This window comes from Microbispora bryophytorum (assembly GCF_043197435.1).
Taxonomy (GTDB): domain Bacteria; phylum Actinomycetota; class Actinomycetes; order Streptosporangiales; family Streptosporangiaceae; genus Microbispora; species Microbispora bryophytorum.
Genome location: NZ_JBICTF010000002.1, coordinates 485541 through 498051 on the forward strand (window position 1 = coordinate 485541; position 12511 = coordinate 498051).

Here is a 12511-nt window from a genome sequence, read left to right on the forward strand (position 1 = left end):
GAACCTGAGGGCGGAAACAACACTTCATGGTGGCAAAGGCTATCTCAACTCGGAACCAAGCATGCCTGATGCAACACATCCGACTTTCCGCTGTTTATCGGCTTTCGGTCAAGGACCGGTAGATCCCTTGGTACGTGCGGGCCAGACTGCTCCAGGTCCTGTGGGCGGCGACCTCGGCCTTACCGGCCTCGCCCATCAGCCGGCGGCGCTCCGGATCGTCGCGCAGCGCGGCGATCCCCTCGGCCAGCGCGGCCGGATCGCCGGGCGGCACCAGCAGACCGGCGCCCTCACCGCCGACGAGCTCCGAGAGCGCGGGCAGGTCGCTCAGCACGACCGGCTTGCCGAGCGCCATCGCCTCGACCGGCTTCAGCGGCGTGACGAGGCGGCACACCCGCAGGTCCTCACGCGGGCAGACGAAGATGTCGATGGCCGCCTGCGCCTGCAACGCCTCGTCCGGGCCCACCCGGCCGGGCAGGATCGCCTCCTTCAGGCCGAGCCGTTCGACCTGTTCGAGCAGCGCGGGCCGCTCGGCCCCGTCTCCGACCAGCAGGACCTTCACCGAAGATCCGGCGTCGCGCAGCAGCGCGGCGGCGTCCAGCAGTGTGGCGAAGCCCTCATAACCGACGATGCTCGACACCGAGCCCACGACGATCTCGTCCCGGCCGATCCCGAACCGGTCGCGGAACGCCTCGCCGTCGTAGTCGGCGGTCAGCAGGGAGTCGTCCACGGCGTTGGGCGCGAGGAAGATGCGCTCCCTGGGCACGCCGCGCTCCATGATCTCGGTGGCCATCGTCTCGGCGAGCGTCACGACCGCGTCGGCCTCGCGCATGATCTGCGCCTCGCGCTCACGCTGCAGTCTGTGCCGCTCGCTGCCGTTCCTGGCGGGGTCGCGGGAGACCCAGGTCTCCTCCAGGAAGCCGCGCACCTCGTACACGAAGGGCGTGTTCGTCCGCTCGCGCACGGCGAGCGCGACCGAGCCGTTGCGGTGGTCGGTCGCCGCGTGCAGGACCTGCGGACGGAGGGTTCTGACCAGCTCGGAGACGTCCGCGGCACCGCGGATCATCCGCCCCTGGCTCTCGAACGGCATCTCGCCCTTGGGCAGCAGCCGGTAGTAGGGGATGCCGTCGATCTCCTCGTACGGCTCGGCGTCGGTGTGCCCCTGGAGCATGGGCCAGCCCCAGCTCGTCACGACGTGGGGGTCGAGCCCGGCCGCCTTCTGGGCGGTGACGATGCGGTGGGTGCGCACGGTGTAACCCGCCTGCGTGTACGGCAGGGCGTTGGTGACCATGTGCAGCACCCGGCCCGGCGTCCGCTCACCCATGATGATCTTCGGCTTGGGCGGGATCGGGTTCGGTCCGAGCGCGGCCTTCTCACCCTCGTAGTAGGCCATCCTCCGGCGGACGAACGGCCATCGGGATTGCGGCTGGAGCACGCTGACCGCGTCCGACATCCGGCCGGCCTCGAAGTGGGCCTTGGCGTCCCGCAGCGGGCCCTTGGCCGCACGCTGCAGGATCTTGCGGGTCCTGACCTTGACGAACCGGGCCGCGGGCCAGGCGACGCGTCCGACGACCGGGCGCACCCCGGGAGGTATCGCGTCGGCGGCGGCCTGCGCGACCCGCATCGGGTCGGACTTGACCTTGCTCACGAAGATCCGGGAGACGAGGACGGGGTTCCTCGCGAACCCCCGGAGGAAGCCGCCGAGGCCGGCCTTCGCGGACGCGGCGGACACGACCTTCACGGGCTTGTTGGCCTCGGTTTCCACGGCGCGACCGTACCATAGGCAAACGTTTGGCCCAGGGCGTGCGAAAACGCGCTGCCCGTCGCGAGCGCGGATCCAGATGGATGCATCGCAAGGCGGAGGAGGAGCCCATAGCGGAGCTATGGGCGACGACGACAACGCGGCGAGGCGCCATCTGGGCCGCGCGCAGTAGGGCATGGCTTTTGAGCACGACCCAGGTCGGAGAAAAGATGAAAGGCGAGGTAGATGAGAGACAACCCCCTCGTCCTGCACGTACTGGGAGCCCGGCCCAACTTCGTCAAGGCGGCCCCGGTCGTCAGGGGGCTGGCCGAGCTCGGTATCCGGCAGGGCATCATCCACACCGGCCAGCACTATGACGCGCTGATGTCGGACGTGTTCTTCGCCGATCTGGGCCTGCCGGAGCCGGTCGCGAACCTCGGCGTCGGCAGCGGCACCCACGCCCGGCAGACGGCCGCCCTGCTCACGGGGCTGGAGGACGTCGTGCTCGAACACCGCCCGGCGCTCGTGGTGGTGTACGGCGACGTGAACTCGACGCTCGCGGCGATCCTCGTCTGCGCCAAGCTGCACGTGCCGACCGCGCACGTCGAGGCGGGCCTGCGCTCCTTCGACCGGGAGATGCCGGAGGAGGTCAACCGGGTCGTCACCGACGCGTTGTCGGACCTGCTGTTCGCGACCTCCCCGGAGGCGCTGTCGCACCTGGCCAACGAGGGCGTGGACCCGGCGAAGGTGCACCTCGTCGGCAACCCGATGATCGACAGCCTGTTCGCCGCGCTGCCGAAGCTCGACCCGGCGCCCGTCGCGGAGCGCCTGGGCATCGACGGCAGGTACGCCGTGGCAACGCTGCACCGTCCGGCGAACGTGGACGACCCGGAGGCGGCCCGCGAACTGGTCGACGCCGTGCTCGGGGTGGCCGAGCAGGTGCCGGTCGTCGTCCCGCTGCACCCGCGCGGCCGGCAGCGGCTGGCCGACGCCGGGCTCGTGGACCGACCGAATCTGAAGATCGTGGACCCGCTCGGCTACGTGGACTTCCTGTCCCTGGTGCGCGGCGCCGCCCTGGTGGTGACCGATTCCGGCGGCGTCCAGGAGGAGACGACCATGCTGGGCGTCCCGTGCCTGACCGTCCGGCCCAACACCGAGCGGCCGATCACCGTGACCCACGGCACCAACCGGCTCGTCACTCCCGCCTCGCTCCCCGCCGCGGCGTCCAAGGCGCTCGCGGACGGCGCGGCCACGCCGAGCGGCGAGCTGCCGCCGCTGTGGGACGGCGCCGCCGGGCCGCGGATCGCCCGCGTCATCGAGGCCTGGCTCCGCGGCGACAGCCTCTCCCCCGCCGCCAAGGGCGTCCTGCGCTAGCCGGCTCTCAGGACAGGTTCTGAACGGGGGAAGACCGCGCTCGGCGAAGACCTTCTTCGCCACCAGCGTGGCGTTGATCGCCCTCGGCATGCCCGCGTAGACCGCCGAGTGCAGGAGTGCCTCGGCGATCTCGGTGGCGGTGAGGCCCACGTTCAGCGCGGTGTTGACGTGCACGTCGAGCTCGATCTCGCAGCCCCCGAGGGCCGTCAGGACGCCGAGGGTGACGAGCTGCCGGTCTCGCGGTGACAGCTCGGATCCGCCGCGTCGGTGTTCGCGCCCGCCCTCTGGAGGGCACCTCCACGACCCTCCACGTGGTCTGGCGGACGAACGACGGGAATCCCCTCGTCGAGCGCTTCCGCTCGGTGCTGATCACCCTCGCCACGAGCGACCCCGCCGGCTCGGTCGATTGAAACCCCTATATCGACACAAAGGTCTCCGCAGCCCCTTTACGATGGCATGTCCGTAAGGGGGAGAGGCATGGCTGAGACCGACGAGACTCCTGAGGCCTCGGAAGGCCCGCGTTTCCAGCGGCTGGGGCCGGTGAACTGGCTTCCCGAGGAGCGCAAGCACGTCGAGCAGTACGAGCAGCGGATCCGCGACCTGGAGAACCGGCTCGCCTACCAGGAGGCCCGTGCGGACTACGCCCTCTGGAGGCTCCAGGCCACCCAGACCCAGAAGCCCTACCGGGTCGCGCAGGTGCTGACGAACGCGTCGAAGCCCAAGAAGATCGTCCGGCTGCCGCGCGACCTCGGCAAGGCGATGAAGGACGGCAGGAAGGCGCCGAAGGCGCCGCCCTCCGCGATCGAGGTCGCCGCCGCCGCCGAGGCGCGGGGCCCCGAGGTCAAGATCCCCGGTCTCAAGTGGCCCGACGGCCCGATCGTCCGGCCGGACATGCGGGTCGCGGTGATCCTCGACGACTTCTCCCGCATGGCGTTCAGGTACGAATGGGACCAGATCGAGTTCGGGCTGCAGGACTGGCGCGAGATCTTCGCGGAGAAGCGTCCCGAGATGCTGTTCTGCGAGTCGGCCTGGCACGGCAACCAGGGCCGCTGGCGCTTCCAGATGACCGGGACCAACGCGCCGAAGCAGGAGCTGCGCGACCTGATCGCCTGGTGCCGCGAGGAGGGCATCCCCACGGTCTTCTGGAACAAGGAGGACCCGCCCAACTTCGACTTCTTCATCGACACGGCCAAGCTGTTCGACTACGTGTACACGTGCGACGGCGACATGATCCCGAAATATCGCGAGACGCTGGGTCATGACCGTGTCGGCGTGCTGCAGTTCGCCGCCCAGCCCCGGATCCACAACCCGATCCAGACCAAGCAGGGCCGGCCGTACGACGTGGTCTTCGCGGGGATGTACTTCCGCGACAAGCACCCCGAGCGGCGCGAGCAGATGGAGACGATCCTCGCGCCCGTGCGCCCGCTCGGCCTGCACATCTACGCCCGGAACGCCTCGGTGGCCGACAAGTACGCCTGGCCCGAGGAGTATCGCCCCCACATCGTCGGCGAGCTGCCGTACGAGCAGATGCTGGCCGCGTACAAGATGTACAAGGTCTTCCTCAACGTGAACTCGGTGATCGACTCGCCGACCATGTGCGCGCGCCGGGTCTTCGAGCTGTCGGCCTGCTCGACCACGGTGCTGTCGGGATGGTCGAGGGCCATCGAGGAGACGTTCGGCCCGCTCATCCCGGTCGCGCACTCTCAGGAGGAGGCGTACAACCGGGCGATCTATCTGATCAACAGCCCCGAGCTGCGGGCACGCCAGGGCCACCTGGCGATGCGCGAGGTGTTCGACAAGCACCTGTTCTCCCACCGGGTCGACCAGATCCTCGGTGACCTCGGCCTGCCGGTCGTCACGCGGTCGCGGTCGATCTCCGTGGTGCTGCCGACCAACCGGGCCGGCCAGCTCGAACACGCGATCAGCCAGGTCGCGCGGCAGCGGCACCGCAACCTGGAGCTCGTGCTGGTCATGCACGGTCTGTCGGAGGACCCGGCGGTCGTGCGCGACAAGGCCCTCGCGGCGGGCATCCCGGCCGTGAAGGTGCTGACCGCCGACCCGTCCTGGACGCTGGGCGAGGTGCTCAACCACGGCATCGCCCACGCCGAGGGCGAGCTGATCTCCAAGATGGACGACGACAACATCTACGGCGAGCACTACCTGTCGGACCTGGTCCGCTCCTTCGACTACGCCGACGCCGAGATGGTCGGCAAGGGCGCGCACTACACGTACTTCCCCGACAAGGACGTCACGATCTTCCGCCTGCCCGGGCTGGAGCACCGCTACGCCCACCTCATCCAGGGGGCGACGATCCTGGCCAGTGCCGACCTGCTGCGGGCGTTCCCGTTCGAGCCGGTCAACGCGGGTGAGGACACCCGGCTCGTGCGGCGCTGCAAGGAAGAGGGCGTCCGGATCTACTCGGCCGACCGGTACAACTTCATCTACATGCGCGGCTCGGACGCCACCGCCCACACCTGGCAGGCGGCGGACTACAAACTGACCCGCAACGCGCAGTTCTGCTTCGCCGGCAACCCCGAGGCGCACGTTCTCATCTGAAATCGTCATACCGCCCGGAATGTCCCGGGCGGTGCGGCGGTTGCCCTGTTCCGGGACCCTCCAGCCTTCGGGCGGGCGGGTCCCGTGTACGTGCACGCCGGACAGGGGAGCCCCTCACGTGACCACGAAGTCGACCGCGACGACGGCATCGAAAGGCATCGGGCTGCGGTCCGAGCGCGGCCCCGTGCTCGCCGCCATCATGCTCTGCACCGCTCTGGTGGCGCTGGACAGCACGATCATCGCCACCGCGGTGCCGTCCGTCGTCACCGACCTCGGCGGGTTCGCCCAGTTTCCCTGGCTGTTCTCGATCTACCTGCTCACGCAGGCCGTGACCGTGCCCATCTACGGCAAACTCGCCGACGTGTTCGGGCGCAAGCCGGTCATGTTCTTCGGCATCGCGGCGTTCCTGATCGGCTCGGTGCTGTGCGGGGTGGCCTGGAGCATGCCCGCGCTGATCGCCTTCCGCGCGATCCAGGGCATCGGGGCCGGGGCGGTGCAGCCGATCAGCATGACGATGGCCGGCGACCTGTACACGGTCGAGGAGCGGGCCCGCGTCCAGGGCTACCTCGCCAGTGTGTGGGGCATCTCCGCGGTGGTCGGCCCGACCCTCGGCGGCGTGTTCGCCGAGTACGTCTCCTGGCGCTGGATCTTCTTCATCAACCTGCCGCTCGGCGCGTTGGCCACCTGGATGCTCGCCCGGCGCTTCAAGGAGCAGGTGAAGCGGGGCTCCCACCGGATCGACTACACAGGCGCCGCACTGCTCACCGGCGGCTCCTCGCTGCTCATCCTCGGCCTGCTGGAGGGCGGCGTCGCCTGGGACTGGAACTCGGCGCCCAGCCTGCTGATCTTCGCGGCGGGCCTCCTCCTGATCGCCGCCTTCGTGCTCGTGGAGCGCCGCGCGGCCGAGCCGGTGCTGCCCCTGTGGGTGTTCCGCCGCCGCACGCTGACCGGCGGCAACCTGACCTCCCTCGGCATCGGCGCCCTCACCATCGGGCTCACCTCGTACGTCCCGACGTACGCGCAGGGCGTGCTGGGCACCGGCGCGCTGGTGGCGGGCTTCGCCCTGGCCGCGCTCACCGTGGGCTGGCCCCTCGCCGCGACGTTCTCCGGCCGTTTCTACATGCGCATCGGGTTCCGCGACACAGCGCTGATCGGCATCGTCGTGGTGGTGGCCGGCACCGTGCTGTGCGCGCTGCTCGGGCAGCACGCGATGATCTGGCAGGTCGCGGCCGCCTGTTTCGTCGTCGGCGTCGGCCTCGGGCTGTCGGCCAGCCCGACGATGGTCGCCGTGCAGTCGGTCGTCGGCTGGGAACGCCGCGGCGTGGTCACCGCGACCAACATGTTCTGCCGCTCGCTCGGCAGCACGGTCGGGGCCGCGGTGCTCGGCGCCATCTCCAACGCGACGCTGTCGGACCGCTTCGCCCACCCGCCCGCCGACGTCGCGGGACGGCTGCCGGACAGCCTCGACGCCACCAGCCTGGTGCTGAAGGCCCAGGGGGCGGCGGCCCATTCGGCCGCCGCGTCCTTCGTCCGGGGCGCGCTGTACGACGCGGTCCACCACATCTTCGTCGCGCTCGTCGTCGTGGCCGTGCTCAGCGTCGCCGCGCTGCTGCTCATGCCCCGCCGTACGACCGAGCTGACCTTCGACTGACCGAGCGCTCCCAGCGCAGATGTCAGGCGGCCGCGCGTTCGCCGAGGGGGCGGCGGCGCAGGCTCACCTGCTGGAGAGCCGGCGGCACGTACGCCTGGTCGAGCGTGCCGACGTCGGTGCCGGGCGGGACGATCGCGTCGATCCGGTCGAGGATGTCGTCGGTCAGCGCGACGTCGACGCCCGCGAGCAGGTCGTCGAGGTGGCTCATCGTGCGCGGCCCGGCGATGGCGCTGGTCACGCCGGGATGAGCGATGGCGAAAGCCATGGCGAGGTGGGTCAGCGGGAGACCCGCCTCCTCGGCGAGCGAGATGAACCGCTCGACGACCTCGATGCGGTGCTCGTCGTTGACGTGCTTGAGGAGGCCGGCGCGGCGGAGCTCGTTCTGCCGTCCCTTGCGGACCTGCCCGGTGAGCAGTCCCTGCCCGAGCGGGCCCCACACGAGCGTGCCCATTCCGTAGCGCTGCGCGGCCGGCAGCACCTCGCGTTCGATGCCGCGGTTGAGCAGCGAATACGGCGGCTGATCGGTGCGGAACCGCTCCAGGCCGCGCCGCTCGGCGACCCACTGGGCCTCGACGATGTCGGACGCCGGCATGGCGGACGTCCCGATCGCGCGGACCTTCCCGCTGTGCATCAGGTCCGAGAGCGCGGAGAGCGTCTCCTCGACGTCCGTGGCGGGGTCCGGCCGGTGGATCTGGTAGAGGTCGATGTGGTCGGTCCGCAGGCGGCGCAGCGAGTTCTCGACCGCGGTCATGATCCAGCGCCGCGAGGCGCCCTGCTGATTGGGATCGTCACCGATGGGGCGGCTCACCTTGGTCGCGAGCACGACGTTGTCCCGCCGCCCCTTGAGCGCCCTGCCGACGACCTCTTCGGAGTCGCCGTAGACGTCGGCGGTGTCGATGAGGTTGATCCCGGCGTCCAGCGCCTTGTGGATGATGCGGGCCGAGTCGTCGGGATCGGAGTTGCCGATGGACGTGGCGAACATCAATGCGCCGAGCCCATAGGAGCTGACCTTGATACCGGTGCGGCCGAGCGTGCGGTACTGCATGCGAACCATGCCTTCCTTCGTCAAACAATCCGGGCATCGTGGCGTCGGTGCTCGTCCCGCCGGCCCCCGCGAGGGCGCCGCCGGTCCGCCGAGCCGGCTCCCAGCCTCCGGCGGTGCGGGCGCCGGCGGGAGAGACGCCCTTATCCGGGGACAGGCCGTCCCTGGCAACGTCCGGCGCTCCGGGGCATGGTGAAGGGCATGGTGAAGGGTGTGGACAGAACCGAACTGGCCGACTTCCTGCGTCACTGCCGTGCCCGAGTCGCCCCTGCCGACGTGGGGCTGTCGCACGGCGCGCGGCGGCGCACCCCGGGACTGCGCCGCGAGGAGGTCGCGCAGCTGGCGGGCATGTCCACCGACCACTACACACGGCTCGAACAGGCCAGGGGCTCACACCCGTCCCGCCAGATGCTCGCCGCAGTCGCCCGCGCGCTGCGGCTGACCGGCGACGAACGGGACCACCTCTTCCACCTGGCCGGCGAGGAGCCGCCGCGGGACCGGTCGGCCACGGATCACGTCCGGCCCGGCCTGCTGCTCATCCTCGACCGGCTGATCGACACGCCCGCCCAGGTGGTGAACGACCGCGGCGACGTCCTCGCGCAGAATTCGATGGACAAGGCACTTCACGGTGACGCGTCCGCCCGCCCCGAGGCGGAGCGCAACATCATCTGGCGCTACTTCACCGACCCGTCCGCGCGGGAGCTCTTCCCGGCCGAGGACCGTGACCACGCCGCCCGCACGGCGGTGGCGGATCTGCGCGCCGCATCCGCCCGCCGCCCGGACGACGCGCGGCTGGCAGGGCTCGTACGCCGGCTCCGGGCCCGCAGCGAGGAGTTCGCGGCGCTGTGGGACGCCCACGACGTCGCCGTGCGGCGCGCCGACGTCAAGCGCTTCCAGCATCCGGTCGTCGGCCTGCTAGAGCTGGACTGCGAGGTGATGCTGAGCCCGGAGCACGACCAGCGGTTGATCGTCTACACCGCGCGCCCGGGCAGCGAGTCCTACGAGCGGCTGGAGCTGCTGCGCGTGGTCGGCCTCCAGGACCTGATCCGCGGCTGAACCGCCGAGCCGCAGGGGCGACGTCCGCTGCGTGGATCTCGACGATCTCGTCGGCGGATGGGTTCGCCATGCACGAGACGTTCGTCCCCGCCCGGACGACGGGGACGAACGCGTGCCCGGTCAGGAGGCGGCGTCGATGGCGTTCTTCGTGGGGGGCTCGGCGCCGTTGACGCTCGCGCCGTCACCTGCCGCGGCGGGGGTGCCGCCGGCCAGCAGCGAGCGGGCCAGCCCCAGCCCGGTGCCGCCCAGCGTGAGCGCCTTCGCCAGCATCTCCTCGATGCCCTGGGCGCCGTTGAGCACCACCATGTGGTCGACGTTGCCGAACGCCTTCGCGCCGGCCTCCACGATCTGCGGCCAGTTCTCGGCGAGCTGCTGGGCGATGACCGCCTCCTGGTTCTCCCGCAGCGCCTCCGAGCGAGCCCTGATCGCCTCGGCCTCGGCCAGGCCCTTGGCCTTGGCCGCCTCGGCTTCGGCCAGACCCTTCGCCTTGGCCGCCTCGGCCTCCGCGAGACCCCGCGCCTTGGCGGCCTCCGCCTCGCCCAGACCGGTGGCCTTGGTCGCCGCCGCGGCGGCCTCGCCGCGCACCCGCACCGACTCGGCGTCGGCCGCGGCCGCCTGCTTCACCTGGGACGCCTGGGCGGTGGCGCGCAGCTCGGTCTCCCTGGCCTCCGCCTCGGCCTGGGCGATGCGCGCGTCGCGCTCGGCCTGCGACAGCGTGACGGTCTCGTACGCCTTGGCGTCGGCGGGCTTGCGAACCTGCGACTGGAGCCGCTGCTCGGCCAGCTGGGCCTCCAGCTCCGCGGCCCTCGTCTCCTGGACGACGACCTCCTGGCGCGCGGTGGCCTCGGACAGCGGGCCGGCCTGCCGGGCCTTGGCCGACGCCTGGTCCACCTCCGCCTGGTAGCCGGCCTGCTGGATCTGCGACTCGCGGATGGCGGAGGCCTTCTTGGCGGCCGCGACCTGCTCGGCCTCGGTGGCCTCCTGGTCGCGCTGCGCCTCGGCGATGCGGGCCGCCGCGGCGATCTTCGCGGCGTGCGGCTTGCCCAGGTTCGTGATGTAGCCGGTCTCGTCCTCGATCTCCTGGATCTGCAGCGAGTCGACCACCAGGCCGAGCTTGCTCATCTCGTCGGCCGCGGAGCTGCGGGTTTCGCTGGTGAGCCGCTCGCGGTTGAGGATGAGGTCCTCGACGGTCAGGTTGCCGATGATCGAGCGCAGGTGGCCGGTGAACAGCTCGTGGATGGCGCCGTTCATCGAGTCCTGCTGGTCGAGGAAGCGCCGGGCGGCGTTCGCGATGCTGGTGAAGTCGTCGCCCACCTTGTAGATGATCACGCCGCGCACCTGGACCGGGATGCCCTGCTGGGTCACGCAGTTGACCTGGAGGTTCGTGGCCCGGCTGTCGAGCCGCAGCCGCCGGGCGGTCTGGAAGCCGGGCAGCACGGCGGTGCCCTTGCCCGTCACGATCTTGAAGCCGAGGCTGTCGGCGAGCTCGTTCTTCGTGTGGGCGCCGAGACCCGAGATGATCAGCGCCTCGTTGGGCTCGGCCACCCGCCAGATGGCCTTGAACAGAAGGATGAGGACGATGACGGCGACGACGGCCACACCGCCCACGACCAGGATCTCCGTTGACATGGGAGCCTCCGTGTAGTGGGGGGAAGGGAGGAGGGAGCGAGTCAGACGATCGCGCGGGCGACGTAGACGGTGCGCGGGGGCGAATACTCCACGATGACGACGATCGACCCCACCAGGATCTCCTCGTCTGGAATGCTCGGATAGGCGTAGAACGCCTCGACACCCCCGCGGATGGGGACCATCACCTCGCCGACAAGGCCGGGGCCGATCCTGCCTGTGACCCTGCCCTGCCTGCCGACCACCCGCGTCACCCCGTCGTTTTCACCGCTCCTGGCCGCACCGCGAATGCGCAGGTTACCCCGTATCACCTTGCCGTGACAGAGCCGTCTTCCGATTCCAGCCCCACCGGCCGCGCGATTCGCCCTACTCTGCACCATCACTGTGCCGAACGGTGGGATCACGCGGGAAGTTCCGGTCACGTCGCGGCGGGTTCCCTTTTTCCGGGGCGGCGGAGTCTGGTGAAGGCCCAGGAGACGTCGGGCTCCACCGCCCACCGGAACGCCCTGCGCACCGGGGGCGTGCAGAGCAGGGTCGCCAGGACGGCTCCGAGGGCCGCCATGACGGTCACGCCGAGCGGGTTGACGAGGACGTCGTGGAACCGCTCGGCGACCTTCACGGCGAACCCGTGCAGCAGGTAGGCGTACATCGTGGCGGCGCCCAGCCCGGTGAACCAGGTGCGGCGGCGCGGAGTGACCGCGAGGAACGCCGCCACCAGCACAGCGCCGGCCGCCAGCATGGCGATCCTGATCAGCGTGCCGGTCAGGTCGTCCACGCCGATCTGGTGGTTGGAGTGACGCCAGCGGATCCACTCCGTCGGCACGAGCGTGTGCACGGCGAACGCCGCGGCGAGCGCCGCCGCCAGAACGGCCCCGCCCGCGATCCTCGCCCGGCGCACGCGCAGGCGGTCGAGGTGCTCGGGCGTGAGCATGAGGCCGAGCACGTAGAACGGCAGCAGGCCGAACGTGCGGTTCATCGACAACTCGTCGGGCAGGGCGCTGGTGCCCGACAGCAGGCACAGCCCGACCGCGACCACCAGGGGATGGCGCAACTGCTGCCAGACCGGGGTGGACAGCCGCCACAGGAACAGCGACATCAGGAACCAGGTCAGGTAGTACGGGTCGAGCAGGCTGATTTCGAGCTTGCCGTACAGGAAGAGGCGGGGCAGCGAATAGGCCACCTCGAAGATGACGTACGGCACCGCGAGACCGCTGATGAGCTTGCGTGCCTTACCAGGAGAAAACGTGAAATTCCGGGACAAATAGCCACTGACGACGATGAAGAGCGGCATGTGGAAGAGGTAGACGAAGAAGTAGAGCGCGTGCGCCGCGGGAACGTCCCTCAAATCCTCGATGAGATGTCCGGAAACGACGAGCACGATGGCCAGGAACTTGGCGTTGTCCAGCAGCGGGTCGCGGGCGACGGCCGCACCGGAGGGACGGGCGGGAGCGGTCACGGTCATGCGGCC

Annotated in this window: 10 protein-coding genes and 1 pseudogene; 5 read left to right on the forward strand and 6 right to left on the reverse strand. The window is 70.4% G+C overall.

Annotated elements, in window-relative coordinates:
* Window positions 1-94 precede the first annotated feature (94 nt).
* Window positions 95-1762 (reverse strand): glycosyltransferase family 4 protein, encoded by a 1668-nt coding sequence (locus tag ACGFIB_RS07160; protein WP_393369212.1) that lies wholly within the window; start codon window positions 1760-1762, stop codon window positions 95-97.
* A gap of 222 nt (window positions 1763-1984) precedes the next feature.
* Between ACGFIB_RS07160 and wecB the strand changes: the two genes are divergently transcribed.
* Entirely contained in the window at window positions 1985-3112 is a 1128-nt protein-coding gene (wecB, locus tag ACGFIB_RS07165) for a non-hydrolyzing UDP-N-acetylglucosamine 2-epimerase (RefSeq protein ID WP_357241577.1), read from the forward strand.
* Window positions 3113-3226: 114 nt separating this feature from the next.
* On the opposite strand, the pseudogene ACGFIB_RS07170 reads toward wecB, so the two are convergent.
* A pseudogene (locus tag ACGFIB_RS07170) lies at window positions 3227-3361 on the reverse strand (carboxymuconolactone decarboxylase family protein); the annotation flags it as partial.
* Between ACGFIB_RS07170 and ACGFIB_RS07175 the strand changes: the two are divergent.
* The 3 genes from ACGFIB_RS07175 to ACGFIB_RS07185 all read left to right on the forward strand — a co-directional run bounded on the left by ACGFIB_RS07175 (window position 3355) and on the right by ACGFIB_RS07185 (window position 7319).
* Entirely contained in the window at window positions 3355-3522 is a 168-nt protein-coding gene (locus tag ACGFIB_RS07175; protein WP_357241574.1) for a type 2 periplasmic-binding domain-containing protein, read from the forward strand. The pseudogene ACGFIB_RS07170 and the gene ACGFIB_RS07175 sit on opposite strands and share 7 nt — an antisense overlap.
* 67 nt (window positions 3523-3589) lie before the next feature.
* Entirely contained in the window at window positions 3590-5668 is a 2079-nt protein-coding gene (locus ACGFIB_RS07180) for a glycosyltransferase family protein (RefSeq protein ID WP_142567804.1), read from the forward strand.
* Between the two features lie 118 nt (window positions 5669-5786).
* Window positions 5787-7319: an MDR family MFS transporter gene (locus tag ACGFIB_RS07185; RefSeq protein WP_393369217.1), complete on the forward strand. Its 1533-nt coding sequence runs from the start codon at window positions 5787-5789 to the stop codon at window positions 7317-7319.
* A gap of 22 nt (window positions 7320-7341) precedes the next feature.
* On the opposite strand, the gene ACGFIB_RS07190 is transcribed toward ACGFIB_RS07185, so the two are convergent.
* A complete protein-coding gene (locus tag ACGFIB_RS07190; protein WP_393369220.1) occupies window positions 7342-8373 on the reverse strand; it encodes an aldo/keto reductase in 1032 nt (343 codons plus the stop codon).
* A gap of 201 nt (window positions 8374-8574) precedes the next feature.
* Here ACGFIB_RS07190 and ACGFIB_RS07195 point away from each other — a divergent pair, with 201 nt between their 5' ends.
* Window positions 8575-9417, forward strand: a complete 843-nt coding sequence (locus tag ACGFIB_RS07195; protein WP_189104859.1) for a helix-turn-helix transcriptional regulator — start codon at window positions 8575-8577, stop codon at window positions 9415-9417.
* A 120-nt stretch (window positions 9418-9537) separates the two neighbouring features.
* Here ACGFIB_RS07195 and ACGFIB_RS07200 read toward each other — a convergent pair whose 3' ends face one another.
* The 3 genes from ACGFIB_RS07200 to ACGFIB_RS07210 all read right to left on the reverse strand — a co-directional run bounded on the left by ACGFIB_RS07200 (window position 9538) and on the right by ACGFIB_RS07210 (window position 12505).
* Window positions 9538-11046: an SPFH domain-containing protein gene (locus ACGFIB_RS07200; protein ID WP_357258640.1), complete on the reverse strand. Its 1509-nt coding sequence runs from the start codon at window positions 11044-11046 to the stop codon at window positions 9538-9540.
* Window positions 11047-11087: 41 nt separating this feature from the next.
* Window positions 11088-11288, reverse strand: coding sequence for a hypothetical protein (locus ACGFIB_RS07205; RefSeq protein WP_142568101.1), 201 nt, complete (start codon window positions 11286-11288; stop codon window positions 11088-11090).
* Between the two features lie 173 nt (window positions 11289-11461).
* Entirely contained in the window at window positions 11462-12505 is a 1044-nt protein-coding gene (locus ACGFIB_RS07210) for an acyltransferase family protein (RefSeq protein WP_357258637.1), read from the reverse strand.
* Window positions 12506-12511 lie beyond the last annotated feature (6 nt).